General features: G+C 73.6%; 16 protein-coding genes and 1 pseudogene. 12 read left to right on the forward strand and 5 right to left on the reverse strand.

Annotation, left to right across the window (positions count from 1 at the left end):
• The first annotated feature begins 56 nt into the window (after nt 1-56).
• Nucleotides 57-1064: an ornithine carbamoyltransferase gene (gene argF, locus ACIP2X_RS29975; protein WP_401678713.1), complete on the forward strand. Its 1008-nt coding sequence runs from the start codon at nt 57-59 to the stop codon at nt 1062-1064.
• A 123-nt stretch (nt 1065-1187) separates the two neighbouring features.
• Nucleotides 1188-2636, forward strand: coding sequence for an amino acid permease (locus tag ACIP2X_RS29980; RefSeq protein ID WP_401678716.1), 1449 nt, complete (start codon nt 1188-1190; stop codon nt 2634-2636).
• Here ACIP2X_RS29980 and ACIP2X_RS29985 read toward each other — a convergent pair.
• Complete coding sequence (locus ACIP2X_RS29985; protein WP_401678719.1) at nt 2575-3048, reverse strand: ATP-binding protein; 474 nt, start codon at nt 3046-3048, stop codon at nt 2575-2577. The genes ACIP2X_RS29980 and ACIP2X_RS29985 overlap by 62 nt on opposite strands.
• Nucleotides 3049-3388: 340 nt before the next feature.
• Between ACIP2X_RS29985 and ACIP2X_RS29990 the strand changes: the two genes are divergently transcribed.
• Both ACIP2X_RS29990 and ACIP2X_RS29995 read left to right on the forward strand, forming a co-directional pair.
• Nucleotides 3389-4216 carry an enoyl-CoA hydratase family protein gene (locus ACIP2X_RS29990; protein WP_401678722.1) on the forward strand — a complete coding sequence of 276 codons (828 nt, stop codon included), beginning with the start codon at nt 3389-3391 and terminating at the stop codon, nt 4214-4216.
• 2 nt (nt 4217-4218) lie between these two features.
• Nucleotides 4219-6561, forward strand: coding sequence for a bifunctional salicylyl-CoA 5-hydroxylase/oxidoreductase (locus ACIP2X_RS29995; RefSeq protein WP_401678725.1), 2343 nt, complete (start codon nt 4219-4221; stop codon nt 6559-6561).
• A 66-nt stretch (nt 6562-6627) separates the two neighbouring features.
• On the opposite strand, the gene ACIP2X_RS30000 is transcribed toward ACIP2X_RS29995, so the two are convergent.
• Together ACIP2X_RS30000 and ACIP2X_RS30005 are read right to left on the reverse strand one after the other, a co-directional pair.
• Nucleotides 6628-7440 (reverse strand): PaaX family transcriptional regulator C-terminal domain-containing protein, encoded by an 813-nt coding sequence (locus ACIP2X_RS30000; protein WP_401678727.1) that lies wholly within the window; start codon nt 7438-7440, stop codon nt 6628-6630.
• 15 nt (nt 7441-7455) lie between these two features.
• Nucleotides 7456-9060, reverse strand: coding sequence for an AMP-binding protein (locus tag ACIP2X_RS30005; protein ID WP_401678729.1), 1605 nt, complete (start codon nt 9058-9060; stop codon nt 7456-7458).
• A gap of 126 nt (nt 9061-9186) precedes the next feature.
• On the opposite strand from ACIP2X_RS30005, the gene ACIP2X_RS30010 reads away from it, so the two are divergent.
• Both ACIP2X_RS30010 and ACIP2X_RS30015 read left to right on the forward strand, forming a co-directional pair.
• Nucleotides 9187-10353 carry an acyl-CoA dehydrogenase family protein gene (locus tag ACIP2X_RS30010; protein WP_401678732.1) on the forward strand — a complete coding sequence of 389 codons (1167 nt, stop codon included), beginning with the start codon at nt 9187-9189 and terminating at the stop codon, nt 10351-10353.
• A complete protein-coding gene (locus ACIP2X_RS30015) occupies nt 10350-10748 on the forward strand; it encodes a RidA family protein (protein ID WP_401678734.1) in 399 nt (132 codons plus the stop codon). Before ACIP2X_RS30010 ends, ACIP2X_RS30015 begins: the two co-directional genes overlap by 4 nt.
• Here ACIP2X_RS30015 and ACIP2X_RS30020 read toward each other — a convergent pair.
• Nucleotides 10748-10909 (reverse strand): annotated as a pseudogene (locus ACIP2X_RS30020) (DUF5999 family protein); the annotation flags it as partial. The gene ACIP2X_RS30015 and the pseudogene ACIP2X_RS30020 overlap by 1 nt on opposite strands.
• Before the next feature lie 217 nt (nt 10910-11126).
• Here ACIP2X_RS30020 and ACIP2X_RS30025 point away from each other — a divergent pair.
• The 3 genes from ACIP2X_RS30025 to ACIP2X_RS30035 all read left to right on the forward strand — a co-directional run bounded on the left by ACIP2X_RS30025 (nt 11127) and on the right by ACIP2X_RS30035 (nt 13070).
• Nucleotides 11127-11558 carry a DUF6299 family protein gene (locus tag ACIP2X_RS30025; protein ID WP_401678737.1) on the forward strand — a complete coding sequence of 144 codons (432 nt, stop codon included), beginning with the start codon at nt 11127-11129 and terminating at the stop codon, nt 11556-11558.
• 182 nt (nt 11559-11740) lie between these two features.
• Entirely contained in the window at nt 11741-12376 is a 636-nt protein-coding gene (locus ACIP2X_RS30030; RefSeq protein ID WP_401678740.1) for a TetR family transcriptional regulator, read from the forward strand.
• A gap of 28 nt (nt 12377-12404) precedes the next feature.
• A complete protein-coding gene (locus tag ACIP2X_RS30035; RefSeq protein ID WP_401678743.1) occupies nt 12405-13070 on the forward strand; it encodes an SDR family NAD(P)-dependent oxidoreductase in 666 nt (221 codons plus the stop codon).
• Between the two features lie 73 nt (nt 13071-13143).
• On the opposite strand, the gene ACIP2X_RS30040 is transcribed toward ACIP2X_RS30035, so the two are convergent.
• Nucleotides 13144-13881, reverse strand: a complete 738-nt coding sequence (locus tag ACIP2X_RS30040) for a mannose-binding protein (protein ID WP_401678746.1) — start codon at nt 13879-13881, stop codon at nt 13144-13146.
• A gap of 52 nt (nt 13882-13933) precedes the next feature.
• Between ACIP2X_RS30040 and ACIP2X_RS30045 the strand changes: the two genes are divergently transcribed.
• The 3 genes from ACIP2X_RS30045 (at nt 13934) to ACIP2X_RS30055 (ending at nt 16668) form a co-directional block, all read left to right on the forward strand.
• On the forward strand, nt 13934-14335 hold the full coding sequence (locus tag ACIP2X_RS30045) for a hypothetical protein (RefSeq protein ID WP_401678748.1): 402 nt from the start codon (nt 13934-13936) through the stop codon (nt 14333-14335).
• Between the two features lie 255 nt (nt 14336-14590).
• Nucleotides 14591-15316 (forward strand): type VII secretion system-associated protein, encoded by a 726-nt coding sequence (locus tag ACIP2X_RS30050; protein ID WP_401678751.1) that lies wholly within the window; start codon nt 14591-14593, stop codon nt 15314-15316.
• Nucleotides 15313-16668, forward strand: a complete 1356-nt coding sequence (locus ACIP2X_RS30055; RefSeq protein WP_401678754.1) for a ricin-type beta-trefoil lectin domain protein — start codon at nt 15313-15315, stop codon at nt 16666-16668. Before ACIP2X_RS30050 ends, ACIP2X_RS30055 begins: the two co-directional genes overlap by 4 nt.
• Nucleotides 16669-16727: the final 59 nt, after the last annotated feature.

Below are 16727 nucleotides of genomic sequence, written 5' to 3' on the forward strand. Positions count from 1 at the left end.
AGGGTCGTATAGACTTCCAGAGTCCTGATCCCGTCCCTCTGCCTGGAGCGCCCCTCATGGCGACAGTCCCGACCGCCCTCGCGGGCCGCCACTTCCTCAAGGAGCTCGACTTCACCGAGGGGGAGTTCCTCGGCCTGATCGAGCTGGCAGCCGAGCTGAAGGCGGCCAAGAAGGCCAGGACCGAGCCCCGGTATCTGCGCGGCCGCAACATCGCGCTGATCTTCGAGAAGACGTCGACGCGCACCCGCTGCGCGTTCGAGGTGGCGGCGGCCGACCAGGGTGCCTCGACGACGTACCTCGACCCCTCCGGTTCGCAGATCGGGCACAAGGAGTCGGTGAAGGACACCGCCCGGGTGCTCGGCCGGATGTACGACGGGATCGAGTACCGCGGGGACAGCCAGGTCAAGGTGGAGGAGCTGGCCGCGTTCGCCGGGGTGCCCGTCTTCAACGGTCTCACCGACGACTGGCACCCCACGCAGATGCTCGCCGACGTCCTGACCATGACCGAGCACGGCAACCGGCCGCTGTCCGGGACCGCCTTCGCCTACCTCGGCGACGCCCGCTTCAACATGGGCAACTCCTACCTGGTCACCGGCGCCCTGCTCGGCATGGACGTGCGGATCGTCGCCCCGAGGTCCTACTGGCCCGCCCAGGAGGTCGTCGACCGCGCCCGCTCCCTGGCCCGGACCAGCGGCGCGCGGATCACGCTCACCGAGGACGTCGCGGAGGGCGTCCTCGGCGCCCACTTCGTCGCCACCGACGTCTGGGTCTCCATGGGCGAGCCCAAGGAGGTCTGGGACGAGCGGATCACCGCGCTCGCCCCCTACGCCGTGACCATGGACGTGCTGCGCGCCACCGGGGAACCGGACGTGAAGTTCCTGCACTGCCTGCCGGCCTTCCACGACCTCGGCACCGAGGTCGGCCGTGAGATCCACGAGCGGCACGGGCTGGACTCCCTGGAGGTCACCGACGAGGTCTTCGAGTCGGCCCACTCGGTCGTCTTCGACCAGGCCGAGAACCGGCTGCACACCATCAAGGCGGTCCTGGTCGCCACCCTGGCGTGAGCCGGCTCCTACGGAACGCCCCTGATCAGGCCTTATGCTGACCGGCGGCCCGGAGCCACCCATTCCGCGGCCGTCGCGCGCCCCATCCGGGCGCACCCGTCCCCCAGAAAGAGCACCACCCGCATGTCCCGCTTCAAATCCTCCGCCCTCCTGGTGGCCGAATCCGGCGCCGACCGCGAGGGCCACGGCCTCAAGCGCACGATGGGGCTGTTCCAGCTCATCTGCTTCGGCGTCGGCGCGATCGTCGGCACCGGCATCTTCGTCGGCCTGTCCGACTCGGTCGCCCAGGCCGGTCCCGCCGTCGTCGTCTCCTTCGTGCTGGCCGCGATCACCTGCGTGTTCACCGCGTTCGCCTTCGCCGAGCTGGGCGGCGCGATCCCGGTCTCCGGCTCCTCCTACTCCTTCGCCTACGCCGGGCTCGGCGAGACCACCGCCTTCCTGGTCGGCTGGTGCCTGCTCCTGGAGTACGGCGTCTCGGTCTCCGCCGTCGCGGTCGGCTGGAGCCAGTACGTCAACGAACTCCTCGACAGCCTCGTCGGCCTCCAGCTGCCCGCCGCGCTCTCCGCGAGCCCCGGCGACGGCGGCGTCGTCAACCTGCCGGCCGTCCTGGTCATCGCCATGGCCGCCGTGCTGCTGGTGCGCGGGGTGCGGGAGAGCGCCCGGGCCACCGCCGCGATGGCCGTGCTCAAGCTGGCCATCCTCGTCGCCTTCTGCGCGATCGGCTTCAGCGCGTTCAAGGACGGCAACCTGGTGCCGTTCGCCCCGGCCGGGCTGGCCGGCATCGGCGCGGGCACCACCGCCGCCTTCTTCTCCTACATCGGCTTCGACGCGATCACCACCGCCGGCGAGGAGGCCAAGAACCCCCGCCGGGACATCCCGGTGGCGATCCTCGTCTGCATCGGCGTGGTCACCCTGCTGTACTGCGCGGTCGCGCTCGCCGCGATCGGCGCCGTGGGCGGCGGCGCGGTCGGCGACCGGCCCGCCGCGCTGTCCTACGTCGTCGACCGGGTCACCGGTTCCGGCATCGGCGGCGGGATCATCGCCTTCGGCGCGGTCGTCGCGATCGCCTCGGTGGTGCTCGCGGTGATGTACGGCCAGAGCCGCATCCTGATGTCGATGTCCCGGGACGGACTCGTCCCGCGCGTCTTCCAGAAGGTCTCGCCGCGTACCGCCACGCCCGTCGCGGGCACTCTGATCATCGCGGTCGTCTTCGCGGTCCCGGCGGCCTTCTCGTCGCTGGACTCGGTGGTCAACCTGTGCACGATCGGCACGCTCGCGGTCATGGCCGTGGTCAACATCGCGGTGATCGCCCTGCGCCGCCGGGAGCCGGACCTGCCCCGCACCTTCCGGGTGCCGCTGTACCCCGTGGTGCCGCTGCTGGGCGTCGGCTTCTGCCTGTACCTGATGTACGAGACGGGCTGGACGACCTGGGCGCAGTTCGCGGTGTTCCTCGCGGTGGGGCTGCTCGTCTACCTCGGCTACGGGCGCCGGAACTCCCGGATGGCGCGGGTCACGACGCGGGACGCCGCCGGCAGTGAGGCTGCCGCTGACGCGGTACGACAGGGAGTCTGAACCACACCGCCTTGCCGGACTCGGTGGGGCGGTGACCGCACGACGCGCTCAGCGTGCGGATCAGCAGCAGGCCGCGGCCGTGCTCCTGCCAGGGGTCGGGCTCGCGCTCCGCGGGCCGCGTGAGGTTGCCGGGCGGCACGGGGTCGGGGTCGTGCACCTCGACCTTGCAGCCGCTCGGCAGCAGCTCCACGACCAGCTCTATCGGGGCGTCCCCGGTCGTGTGCTCCACGGCGTTGGCCACCAGCTCGGCGGTGAGCAGCTCGGCCGTGTCGCTGTCGGCGCCGTGCTGGAGCTCCGCGAGCGCCGTACGGACCAGCGCGCGGGCCACGGGCACGGCGGCCGTGGAATGCGGCAGCGCGATACGCCAGGAGGCGGGGGCTGAGGAGCGATCGTGCAAGGCGAGTCCGTTCATGGTGCAGGCATCCCCTGAATGCCGAGATCTTCGGGTTGTCCTGCGTTCAACCGTAGGAATGGTACGGCGCCCCCGGCGAAGTCTCACGACGGGCACCGCCCGGGACCGGACGGCCCCGTGTGTGCGACCTACCCCGCTGAACGGACGGGCTTGCACGGATGCTCCCGCTGTTACCCCGTTATCGATGTCCGGTGACTTCTGTGACCCGGCCAAGCCCCTGTGACCAGGCCGGACGCCCTGATTGCTGCTATCGCGCAGTCCTGACGACAGTCACGGATGAGTGATAACGTCGTGGGGTAGAGGTCAGTGAGGCAGTGCCCGCCCTAGGAGGCCGCACCCCATGAGTCCCTTCACCGGCTCCGCCGCTCCCACCTCGCCCTGGCGCCATCTGCGCGTCGACCGGGCCGACGGTGTGGCGACGGTCACACTGTCCCGCCCCGACAAGCTCAACGCCCTCACCTTCGGCGCCTACGCCGACCTGCGCGACCTGCTCGCCGAGCTGTCGCGGGAGCGGTCGGTGCGCGCGCTGGTGCTGGCCGGGGAAGGGCGCGGCTTCTGCTCGGGCGGCGACGTCGACGAGATCATCGGTGCCACCCTGGCCATGGATACCGCCCAGCTCCTGGACTTCAACCGGATGACGGGCCAAGTGGTCCGCGCCATCCGGGAGTGCCCGTTCCCGGTGATCGCGGCGGTGCACGGCGTGGCGGCGGGCGCCGGGGCGGTCCTGGCGCTCGCCGCGGACTTCCGGGTCGCCGACCCCACCTCCCGCTTCGCGTTCCTCTTCACCCGGGTCGGCCTGTCCGGCGGCGACATGGGCGCCGCCTACCTGCTGCCCCGGGTCGTCGGTCTCGGCCACGCGACCCGCCTGCTGATGCTGGGCGAACCGGTCCGGGCGCCCGAGGCGGAGCGCATCGGCCTGATCAGCGAGATGACCGACGAGGGCCGGGCCGACGAGGCCGCCCAGCGGCTGGCACGCCGGCTGGCCGACGGACCGGCCCTGGCCCACGCCCAGACCAAGGCCCTGCTGACGGCCGAACTCGACATGCCGCTGGCGGCCTCGGTCGAACTGGACGCCTCGACGCAGGCCCTCCTGATGAACGGCGAGGACTACGCGGAGTTCCACGCGGCCTTCACGGAGAAGCGCCCGCCCAAATGGCAGGGACGGTGAGCATGCCCACTCCCGGGGCGCGGGGAACCGCCCGAACGACCACGACGCGTCGGCGGCCCGCGACGACGAGCCACCCGCGGCGCATCGCCGTCATCGGCGGCGGCCCCGGCGGCCTCTACGCCGCCGCGCTCCTGAAACGCCTGGACCCTGATCGCGAGATCACCCTGTGGGAACGCAACGCCCCCGAGGACACCTTCGGCTTCGGCGTGGTCCTCTCCGACGAGACCCTCGGCGGCATCGAGCACGCCGACCCGGTCGTCCACGAGGCACTGCAACGGCACTTCGTCCGCTGGGACGACATCGACATCGTCCACCGGGGAGAACGCCACACCTCCTCGGGGCACGGCTTCGCGGCCCTCGGCCGCCGCACGCTCCTGGAGATCCTGCACGACCGCTGCCGTGAGCTCGGCGTCGACCTCCGCTTCCGCGCCGAGGCCCCGGACCCGGCCTCGCTCGCGGCCTCGTACGACCTCGTCGTCGCGGCCGACGGGGTGCACAGCGCCACACGCGAGGCGCACGCCGACGCGTTCCGGCCGCAGATCACCGCGCATCGCTGCCGGTACATCTGGCTCGCCGCCGACTTCGCGTTCGACGCCTTCCGGTTCGAGATCGCCGAGACCGAGCACGGCGTGATGCAGCTGCACGGCTACCCCTACGCCCCCGACGCCTCCACCGTGATCGTCGAGATGCGCGAGGAGGTCTGGGACGCGGCGGGCTTCGACGAACTCGGCGAGCCGGAATCCGTCGAGCGCTGCGCCAAGATCTTCGCGGACGCGCTCGGCGGCCGCCCGCTGCGGTCCAACAACTCCACCTGGACCACCTTCCGCACGGTGGTCAACGACCGCTGGTCGCACGCGAACGTCGTCCTGCTCGGCGACGCCGCGCACACCGCCCACTTCTCCATCGGCTCCGGCACCAAGCTCGCGGTCGAGGACGCCCTCGCCCTCGCGGCCTGCCTGGAGGAACGGCCCACCCTCGCCGAGGCACTGGCCGCCTACGAGGAGGAGCGCAGGCCCGTCGTCGCCTCCACCCAGCGCGCCGCCCGGGCCAGCCTGGAGTGGTTCGAGAACCTCGCGTCGTACCTCGGCCAGCGCCCCCGGCAGTTCGCGTTCAACCTGCTCACCCGCAGCCGCCGCGTCACCCACGACAACCTCCGGCTGCGCGACGCGCACTTCACCGAGGCCGTGGAGCGCGAGTTCGGCTGCCCGCCCGGCACGCCCCCGATGTTCACCCCGTTCCGGCTGCGCGGACTGACCCTGCGCAACCGGGTCGTGGTGTCCCCGATGGACATGTACTCGGCGGTCGACGGCGTCCCCGGCGACTTCCACCTCGTCCATCTCGGCGCCCGCGCGCTCGGCGGCGCCGGGCTGGTGATGACCGAGATGGTGTGCGTCAGCCCGGAGGGCCGGATCACCCCCGGCTGCGCGGGCCTGTACACCGGCAAGCAGGCCGAGGCCTGGCGGCGGATCACCGACTTCGTGCACCGTCAGGCACCCGGCACCGGGATCGGCGTGCAACTCGGTCACAGCGGGCGCAAGGGCTCGACCCGGCTGATGTGGGAGGGCATGGACGAGCCGCTGCCCGAGGGCAACTGGCCGCTCGTGGCCGCCTCCCCCCTGCCGTACGGGCCCGACAGCCAGACGCCGCGCGAGCTGTCACGTGCCCAGCTCACCGACATAAGGGAACATTTCACCGCCGCCGCCTGGCGGGCCGCGCGGGCCGGCTTCGACCTGCTCGAACTGCACTGCGCCCACGGCTATCTGCTCTCCGGTTTCCTCTCCCCCCTGACCAACCGCCGCACCGACGCCTACGGCGGTTCGCTCGCCCAGCGGCTCCGCTTCCCGCTGGAGGTGTTCGACGCCGTGCGGGCGGTGTGGCCGGAGGAGCGGCCCATGACGGTGCGGATCTCGGCGACCGACTGGGCCGAGGGCGGCACCACGCCCGAGGAGGCCGTCGCCGTCGCCCGTGCCTTCGCCGCGCACGGCGCCGACGCGATCGACGTGTCGACCGGACAGGTGGTGGCGCAGGAGCGGCCGGAGTTCGGGCGGTCGTACCAGACGCCGTTCGCGGACCGGATCCGGCACGAGGCGGGCGTCCCGGTGATCGCGGTCGGCGCGATCTCCTCCTGGGACGACGTCAACTCCCTGATCCTGGCGGGCCGTACGGACCTGTGCGCGCTGGGCCGCCCGCACCTGTACGACCCGCACTGGACGCTGCACGCCGCCGCCGAGCAGGACTACGACGGTCCGGGCGTGGTCTGGCCGGCCCCCTACCGGGCGGGCAGCCGCCCACCGCGCACCGGCCGCACCGACGCCCCCAAGCCGCGGCTGACGCTGAGCGGCTGAGGCCGACGGTCACCGGCGGCCGGCCCCCCGGCCGCCGGTGCGCTCCCGGGCGCTCTCCCCGTCGCGTCACAGGCCCGCGAAGACCGCGCCCGCGTCCCGCAGCCGTTCGTGCAGTCCCCGGAACACCGCCGCCGAGCGCACCCCCGGCCAGTTCCCGGGCAGCAGCGCGGCGGGCAGGCCGGGGTCGGTGTACGGCAGATGACGCCAGGAGTCCAGCGCCAGCAGATAGTCCCGGTAGGCCTCCTCGGGCGGGGTGTCCGCGCGCCGCTCCCAGGCGCGCAGCACGCGCGCGTGCCGGTCGAGGAACGCCTCGTGCTCCTTGGCGATGGCCGCCAGGTCCCACCAGCGGCCCACCGCCTCGACGGTGGGCGCGAAGCCCAGGTGCCGGCCGCGGAAGAGGTCGACGTAGGGGTCGAGGCGCAGCCGTTGCAGGGTGTGCCTGGTCTCCTCGTGCAGCCGGGCCGGGGCGATCCACACGCCGGGGGCGGCCGTGCCGAAGCCGAGCCCGGCCAGGCGGGAGCGCAGCACGTGCCGCTTCTGCCGCTCCGACTCCGGAACGGAGAACACCGCGAGCACCCAGCCCTCGTCCTCGGGCGGCACGGCGCCGTAGATGCGACGGTCGCCGTCGTCCAGCAACTGGCGGGCTTCCGGCGAGAGTTCGTACCCCGCCGCCCCCTGTGCGGTGCGGGCCGGCACGAGCAGGCCGCGGCGCTTGAGGCGGGACACCGACGAGCGCACCGAGGGCGCGTCCACGCCGACCGCGGCGAGCAGCCGGATCAGTTCGGCGACCGGAACCGGGCCGGGCATGAAGCGGCCGTACGCGCCGTACAGCGTGACGATGAGGGACCGGGGGGCGTGCTGGTCGGACACGTTGATCATCTTAAGTCGTGCGGATCACTGCCGGTCACCTCCGCTGCGCAGCCGGAACCGCTGGAGCTTTCCGGTCGCGGTGCGCGGCAGGGCGTCCAGGAAGACGATCTCGCGAGGGCATTTGTAGGGTGCCAGCTCGGATTTGACGAAGGCGCGCAACGCCTCCGCGTCCCGTTCGGCGCCCTCCTTGAGGACGGCGAACGCCATCACCGTCATGCCGCGCGCCTCGTCGGGACGGCCGACGACCGCCGCCTCCACCACGTCCGGGTGCCGCAGCAGCGCGTCCTCGACCTCGGGCCCGGCGATGTTGTACCCGGCCGAGATGATCATGTCGTCGGCGCGGGCCACGTACCGGAAGTAGCCGTCGGGCTCACGGACATAGGTGTCGCCGGTGACGTTCCAGCCGCCGCGCACGTACTCCCGCTGCCGTGGGTCGGCGAGGTAGCGGCAGCCGACCGGGCCGCGCACCGCCAGCAGGCCCGGCTCGCCGTCGGGCAGTTCGCGCCCGTCGGCGTCCACCACGCGGGCCTGCCAGCCCGGCACGGGCACGCCGGTCGCACCGGGTCTGATGTGCTCGTCGGCCGCGGAGATGAAGATGTGCAGCAACTCCGTGGCGCCGATGCCGTTGATGACGCGCAGCCCGGTCCGCTCGTGCCAGGCCCGCCAGGTGGCCGCGGGCAGGTTCTCACCGGCCGACACGCAGCGCCGCAGGGACGTCAGGTCGTGCCCGTCCAGCTCGCCGAGCATCGCCCGGTACGCGGTCGGCGCGGTGAACAGCACCGACACCCGGTGCTCGGCGATGGCCGGCAACAGCTGCTTCGGGCCCGCCTGTTCGAGCAGCAGGGCGCCGGCACCGGCCCGCAGCGGGAAGACCACCAGACCGCCGAGGCCGAAGGTGAAGCCGAGCGGGGGACTGCCCGCGAAGACGTCGTCGCCGCGTGGACGCAGCACGTGCCGCGAGAAGGTGTCCGCGATCGCCAGGACGTCCCGGTGGAAGTGCATGCACCCCTTGGGGCGTCCGGTGGTGCCGGAGGTGAACGCGATCAGCGCCACGTCGTCCGCGGCGGTGTCCGCCGCCGGGAACGGCTTGGCGGGCGCCGGGCGGTGGAGGAGGTCGTCCGGTGTGTCACCGCCGAACGTGGTGATCCGCAGGTCCGGTATCTCCGCCTTGGCGAGGTCGTCGACGGCCCGGATGTCGCACAGTGCGTGCCGCACGCGGGCGATCTCGCAGATCGTGCTCAGCTCGTGCGGACGCTGCTGGGCCAGCACGGTCACGGCGACCGCGCCGGCCTTGAGCACCGCCAGCCAGCAGGCCGCGAGCCACGGTGTGGTCGGGCCGCGCAGCAGGACGCGGTTGCCGGGGACGATCCCGAGGCCGGTGGTGAGCACGTGCGCGAGCCGGTCGACGCGGGCGCGCAGCTCGCCGTACGTCCAGGCGGGGCCCTGCGGGGTGTGGAAGACGGGCCGGTCGTCGGGCGGGCCGGCCAGGAGGTCGGCGGCGCAGTTCAGCCGTTCGGGGTAGCGCAGCTCCGGCAGGTCGAAGCGGAGTTCGGGCCACTGGTCGCGCGGCGGCAGATGGTCGCGCGCGAAGGTGTCGACGTGGCCGGAGCGGGTCGGACGGTCGTCCATGGCGGTTCGCCCCCTTGCCTGGTGGGCGTAGTGGTGGGCTCGCACGAGGAGCGTATCGTGTTGGTGACGGCAGTCAACGGGGCGCGATACCGTCGGGTGAGACCGCTCCGGAGGGAGGACCGGCAGGTGCCCGCATTCTCACTCGAACCGGACCAGGTGGCACGGTGCGCCGAGCTGCGCACCCTCGCCGCCGAACGGCTGCGTCCGCTCGCCGAGAAGGGCGAACCCGGCCACGTCAACCGCCCCCTCGTCGCCGAACTGGGCCGACTCGGCCTCCTGGACCGGCTGTTCAGCTCCGGTGCGCTGGACCTCTGCCTGATGCGCGAGTCCCTCGCCCATTCCTGCACGGAGGCCGAGACCGCCCTCGCCCTCCAGGGCCTGGGCGCCCACCCCGTCCACGCCCACGGCACCCCGGCCCAGCGCGACCGCTGGCTGCCGGGGGTGCGCGAGGGCGCGGTGATCGCCGCCTTCGCCCTCAGCGAGCCGGGCGCCGGGTCGGACGCGGCCGCGCTGTCGCTGCGCGCCGATCCGGACCACGACCCGGCCGGCGCGCCGTCCGCCGAGGCCGACGGCCCCGGCCGCTGGCGGCTCACCGGCGAGAAGTGCTGGATCTCCAACGCTCCCGAGGCCGACTTCTACACCGTCTTCGCACGGACCACCCCGGACGCGGGCGCCCGCGGCGTCACCGCCTTCCTGGTGCCGGCCGACCGGCCCGGCCTCACCGGCACCGGGCTCGACATGCTCTCCCCGCACCCCATCGGCGCCCTCCGCTTCGACGCCGTGCCCGTCACCGCCGACGACGTGCTCGGCGAGCCCGACCGGGGCTTCAAGGTCGCCATGGGCACGCTGAACCTGTTCCGCCCCAGCGTCGGCGCCTTCGCCCTCGGGATGGCCCAGGCGGCCCTGGACGCGACCCTCGCCCACACCGCACGGCGGGACGCCTTCGGCGGCAAGCTGAAGGACCTTCAGACCGTCGCCCACCAGGTCGCCGAGATGGCCCTGCGCACCGAGGCGGCCCGCCTGATGGTGTACGCCGCGGCGACGGCCTACGACGAGGGCGCGGACGGTGTCCCGAAACGCGCCGCGATGGCGAAGCTGCTCGCCACCGAGACGGCGCAGTACGTCGTCGACGCGGCGGTCCAGCTGCACGGCGCGCGGGCGCTGCACCGCGGCCACCTGCTCGAACACCTCTACCGCGAGGTGCGCGCCCCGCGTGTCTACGAAGGGGCGAGCGAGGTCCAACGCGGCATCATCGCCAAGGAGTTGTACGCCACCCTGGAGGCCCGACCGTGACCGCCGAGCGCATCGACCCGCCCGACCTCTCCCCGGCCACCGGCTTCTCGCACGCCGTCGTCGCCACCGGCTCCCGGGTGGTCTTCCTGGCCGGCCAGACCGCCCTCGACACCGACGGCAAGATCGTCGGCGACACCCTGCCCGAACAGTTCGAGCGGGCGCTCGGCAATCTGCTGACCGCCCTGCGCGCCGCCGGCGGCACCCCGGCCGACCTCGCCCGCGTCACCGTCTACGCCACGGACGTCGCCGCCTACCGCGCGCACGCCCCGGAGCTCGGCCGCGTCTGGCGGAGCCTGGCCGGACGGAACTACCCCGCGATGGCGGTGGTCGAGGTCGTGAGGCTGTGGGACGAGACGGCGACGGTGGAGCTCGACGGGTTCGCGGTGCTGCCCTGACGCCACGGCGCGACCACGCGCCCGTCGGGCAGCAGCGCGCCGGTGTCGTCGAAGACGATCGCACCGCTGCACAGCAGGCTCCACCCCTGCTCGGGGTGGGCGGCGACGACATGCGGGGCGCGGGCGTCGGGCCGGGAGCACGAAGGCTGGTGGGAACACATGGCGCACCTCAACGGTCGTAGGACCATCCGTACAGCTCACACCATCCTCCCGCCGTGAACGCCGGGGAACGGACCGCCGAGAAGCGTGACAAGACGGGGACAACACCCGGACGGTTCCCGTACGGCCGGGCGGACTCGCCACCGAAGGAGTGACGGTCACGCCCCCGGACGTGGGCGCCGGGTACCAGTGGAAGCCCCCACCTCAGGAGGTCCTCCCATGTCCCTGCGCCCCGCGCTCGGCGCCGCCGCCACGGTCGCGCTGGCCCTCGTCGCCGTCGCCCCCGCGACGTCGGCGGCGGCCGAGACCAAGGAGTCGATCACCGTCGACTCCGCGGGCCGGATCGGCCCCGACGGCTCGATCACCCTCACCGGCACCTACCGCTGCGCCGACGCCACCGGACCGGTCTTCATCAGCTCCTCCCTCACCCAGGCGGACCCCTCGGTCCGGTACGGCATCGGCGGCTCCCGCGCCGTGTGCGACGGCAAGGAACACCGCTGGCAGAACACCGGCAAGCCGCGCAACCAGGTCTTCAAGAAGGGCAAGGCCCAGGTCGAGGCCACGCTCATGGAGCTGCGCATGCAGGGCGGCCTGCCGCTGCCCGACTTCCACGCGGCACAGCAGCAGGGCGTCATGCTGGCCCAGAGCTGACCGCCGGCCGGCCCGCGCAGCTGCCGCCGGACCGTCCGGCGGCAGCGGCGCGGGCCGCGTCGTGCCCCGCGACGGACCCCCGCGCCGGGACGGCGGCCGTGCGGCCGGCGCGCTCTCACCCTCCGCCCCACGTGCCAAGATGGGAGCAGCCCGTCCCGCCGCCCACATCCGCCGAGGTTGCCGTGACCAAGCCCGCCCCCCGTGAGCCGATGCGGCGCAACTCGCGGTCCAACCGGGCGCGCATCCTGGCGACGGCCCGCCAGGAGCTGGGGCAGAACCCCGACATGACCTTGGAGGAGCTGGCGCGGGCCTCCGGCGTCGTACGGCGCACCCTCTTCGGGCACTTCCCGGGCCGCGCGGCCCTGCTGGAGGCGCTCGCCGAGGAGGCCGCCGAGACGCTGCGCGGCGCGGTGGCCGAGGGCAGACGGCCGGGCGAGCAGGCCGAACGGGCGCTCGCGTGGTTCACGCTCGCCCTGTGGCCGGTCGGCGACCGCTACCGCCTGCTGCTCGCCCTGGCCCGCCAGGACCTGGGCGTCGACCGGATCCCCGAGATCCTGGCCCCGGCCCGCGCGGAGGCCACGGCCATCCTGGAACGCGGGCAGCGCGAGGGCGTCTTCCAGACCCATCTGCCGCCCGCCGTCCTCAGCGCCGGTCTGGAGGCCCTCATCCTCGCCCTGCTGCAGAGCGTCAACGCGGGCGACCTGGACGACGACGGCACCCGCGTCGCCGTGGCCCTCCTCATCGCGGCCGGCGTGCCGGAGCAACGGGCGGCGACGGTGGTCGAGGAGACCGCCGCGGCACTCGGCACGACGTCCTAGCCGCCTCCGTCACCCCGGGGAGCACACCATGACGACCATCGCCATCATCGGAGCCGGCCCCGGACTCGGGGCCGCCGTCGCCCGCAGGTTCGGCAGCGAGGGCCACTCCGTCGCCCTCGTCGCCCGCGACCGGGCCCGGCTCGACAGGTTCGCCGCCGACCTTTCCGACGAGGGGATCGCCGCCCGCGGCTTCGCCGCAGACGTACGCGACACCGAGGCCCTGCGGGCGGCACTGGACGCGGCGGACGCGACGCTCGGCACGGTGGAGATCCTCCAGTACAGCCCGGTTCCGCACCCGGACTTCATGCGCCCGGTCCTGGAGACCGGCCCCGCGGACCTGCTCGGCCCGCTGGAGTTCTCCGTGCACGGCCCGGTCACCGCGGTCCGCCAGGTGCTGCCCGGTATGCGGGCCCTGGGGCGCGGCACCGTCCTGTTCGTCAACGGCGGCACCGCGGTGGTCCCGCACCCCGACCGGGCCGGCACGTCGATCGCCTTCGCCGCGGAGAGCGCCTACGGTCATCTGCTGCACGACACGCTGGCCGCCGAGGGCATCCACGTCGGGCAGCTGGTCATCCCCGGCGCGATCATCACCGGGCACGACCGCAAGGACCCGGCGGTGCTCGCCGAGGTGCTGTGGGGCATGCACACCGACCGGCACGGCTACCGTCACTTCGCCGACGACCTGGACGCCTGACGGGACCGCCGGGCGCGGCCGCGGCCCCGCCCGGCGTCGAGCATGTCTGCGCGGACCTGCACGCCGACGGGTGTCAGGTCGACCAGACGACCCGGCCGTCGTGCACGATGACCACCTTGGCGTCGGCCTGGAGGACGAGCTGCGCGCCGTCGTTGCCGTGGCTCTGCGAGGCCCAGATGGGGCGGTCGTCGCCGTTGTGGATGACGAGGTTGCCGTCCTGCTGGAAGATCGCGCGGTGGTTGCTGCCGAAGGTCATGGACGCCCACACGGGCTTGTCGTGCTCGTTGTAGACGACGAGGTTGCCGTCGGTCTGCATCACCATGCGGATGCGGTTGGTGGTCCAGGCCTGGTTGACCTCCAGCACGCTGGTCGCGTGGACGGTCTCCGTGCTCCAGTTCGGCTGCGGGCTCGGCTTCGGCTTCGGTTTCGGCTCGGGCGTGGGCTTCGCCTCGGGCGTCCTGCTCGGGCTGGGCTGCGGCGCGGGCGGGGCGGGCACGGGAGCGTCGGCCTTCGGGGGGTCGCTCCTTTTCGGCTTCTCCTTCTTCGGCGACGGATCCGGCTTCTGGGCCACGTAGTCGTCCAGGGCCGCGGGGGAGGAGTCCTGGTTCAGGACGGTGTCGGAACCGGCGGCGAGCCCCTTGGCGGAGTCACGCGGCTCGTCCCTCCCGCTCCCGGCCAGCAGCAGCGGTACGGCGACGAGAACGGCCCCGGCGATCGCGGCGCCCGCCAGGACCGGCTTCCTGGGGCGTCCACGGCCGACGGCGGTCTCCGTCCTGACGTCCGGCGGCACCGCCGTGACGGCCGCCGCCACGGCGACATCCTCGTCGGCGGCCGCGGCGGCCCCGTTCGTGGGTGAGGGGGCGGTGGTTGATGTGTCCGCGGGGGACGGGGCGGCGTCGGGCGCCGGTGGGGACGGCGTGGCGGTGTTCCGTTTCCCTGCCGGGGAAGCGGTGGCGTCGGTGTCCTGCGCGGGGGCCGGAGCCGTGGTCCCGGACGGGGTCGTGCCGGGCTCCGCCTCGGAGGACGCCGACGTGCTGGGCGCATCCTCGGCCGGAGCGGCGGGCGTGGACGGTAAGTCGGCCTCCCCTACGCGGGCGACGGCCGCCTCCCCGTTCTCGCCGGGTGGCTGGTGCTGGGGGGACATGCGGTACTCCTCCTCGGTGGCGGAGCTGACGGTGGTGGGGGCGGGACCCGCCGCGGTGGCGGCCGCGGGCCGATCCGGCGCCTCCGCGCGCTACGAGGTCTTCCCGTACACCTCAACTTAGCCCGTACCGGGGGTGATCAGCCGCCCCACCCGCCCCAACTGCCGCGCCGCTATGTCCCGCACGCCTTCCTGCTCCCGGAAAGTCCCCCACCCGGGCGGGAATCGGGCGCAGGGACGCCCGATACGGACCCTGCCCGACCCGTTACGGGCGGGGCTCGTGTGGCATCCTGTTGGCTCCCCGATCCGATCAGTGCCGACCCGCGCGCATGTCGTTCGGCACTCAAGTACTCGTACGGACCCAAGAGTTCAGGTGGAGATGCGGCCCGGACAACGGCAGGAGGGCGGGCAGGGAGCCCTGCCCGTGGGGTCCGACGACTCCGGCCCCGCGGACATACCCGAGGCCGTACGCGCCGCCGCCCGCCGGGCGCCGGGGCACTGGATCGGGATGGTGGACCCGGAGTGGACGCGGCGTCAGGCGCCGCCGTCGTGGGCCGTGGTGGGGGAGTGGCAGTCGGACGAGAGCGGCGGCGTCGGGGCCTACCGGGCAAACCCGGAGTACCGGCCCTCGGCCCGGGTGCTGGGCTGGCCGGACCCCACCGATCCGGTGGACGCGGCGGCACAGCGGGCCGCCACCGGCTACGGCTCGGTGGACGAGGCGCTCGCGGCGCTCGCCGAGGCGGACGTCACCGTGGTGCGCGGACCGGACGGCGGACCGCTCACGGCCGCCGGGCGGGACGGGGCGCCGGTGGTGCTGTTGTTCACCTCACCGGCGCACGCGTTCATGTCCGCGGCACTTCGGCATGACACCCTCCGGGCGCGGGAGTTGGCCCGCTCACTCAGTGGTTCGGGCACCCTGCTGATGGTCAACGCCGGAGCCGCGGCTCCTCTTGTCGTCCCGGCGGACAGCCTGCTCGATCCCCTACTGGCGCCGGACGCCGAGGGGACGCGCGTGGCGGAGGTGGACCCTAGCGGTCCGCCGGCCGCGGACCGCACCCCCAGCTCTTCTGAACCCTGGCCCCACATCACAGGGAGGACCCCGTGACGCGCTCGGTCCAGCACACCCCCACGTCCCGAAGGACGGAGTCGGGCTCCGACGGCGAGGAGACCGCGACGACCGCGGTGGCCGCCACCGCCGCCGAACCGGAGCCCGGTTCCGTAGCGGCGAGGACCGGTGCCGATGCCGGCACCGGGGAGGCCGGCACGGCGGAGACGGCCCCCGAGGCCCGGACCACCGAACCTGACACCAGCGGCCCCGAGAACGGCCCCGAGAACGGCTCGGAGAACGGCCACGAGAGCACTCCCGGCAGCGGGGCGGTCTCCGGCAGCCGGTCCGAGTCCGGGTCCCGGCCCGACTCCGAGACCAGGCCCGACTCCGAGACCAGGCCCGACTCCGGGCCCGACTCCGACTCCGGGCCCGACTCCGACTCCGAGACCGGGCCCGACTCCGAGACCGGGCCCGAGGCCGAGGCCGAACCCGGTGCCGCCGCGGCGGCCAAGAGCCGGCTGCCCGCACTCGTGCGGACCATGACCGCGACCGCCATCGACCGGCCGCAGCAGCAGGCCGGTCAGGTGGGTCGACCGGGCAAGGCGGCGCTCGCCGGTGCGGCGGTCGCGGGCGCGCTGCTCGTGTCGGTGCCGTTCCTGGTGCTCGCCGGGAACGACGACAAGCCCCCGAGGTCGGTGCCCGCCGGAGGGACCGTGCTCGGGGGCGGCTCCCAGGAGGCACCGGGCGAGTTCGTCGCCACCGAACCCGACGCGGGCTCCCGGGGCGACGGCAAGAAGGACTCCGCCGAGCCGGGCAAGCCGGTGCCGCAGGCCCCCGCGGGCACCGCCGCGCAGCCCCCCGCGGGCGGGACGGGCAAGGACGCCGACGAGGACGCGCCGCGGAAGGACACCCCGCGCCAGGAGCGCCCGAAGAGCGACACGGTCCAGGAGGACCGGCCCGCGAAGTCGAGCGGCGACACGGCCTCCGGCGGCGACGACAAGCCCGCCGGGTCCGGAGTGACGTTCAGTGCCCCCGTCTCCGTGCGCAGCCATCTCTCGGGCCGCTGCATCGACGTACCCAACAGCGACTTCGTCGACGGCAAGAGGCTGTGGGTCTGGGACTGCAACAACAGCAGTGCCCAGAAGCTGCAGTTCGCCTCCGACGGCACGGTGCGCATCAAGGACAAGTGCCTCGACGTGGCCAACGCGAACTTCGGCGACGGCACGCCCATCCAGCTCGCCTGGTGCAACGGCAACGCGGCCCAGAAGTTCGTCCTGAACGGCAGCCACGACCTGGTCAACACCGTCGTCGGCAAGTGCGTCGACATCGTGGACAACAACCGGGGCAACGGCGCCTGGCTGCAACTGTGGAGCTGCGCCGGCACCGACAACCAGAAGTGGAGCGTCTGACCGGACGCCCGCAGGCCGAAAGCATCGCTCCCGGCGAGGGCCCGCCCTCCGGCGCGGGG

This window comes from Streptomyces sp. NPDC089424, from assembly GCF_044749345.1.
In the GTDB taxonomy this organism is placed as follows: Bacteria; Actinomycetota; Actinomycetes; order Streptomycetales; family Streptomycetaceae; genus Streptomyces.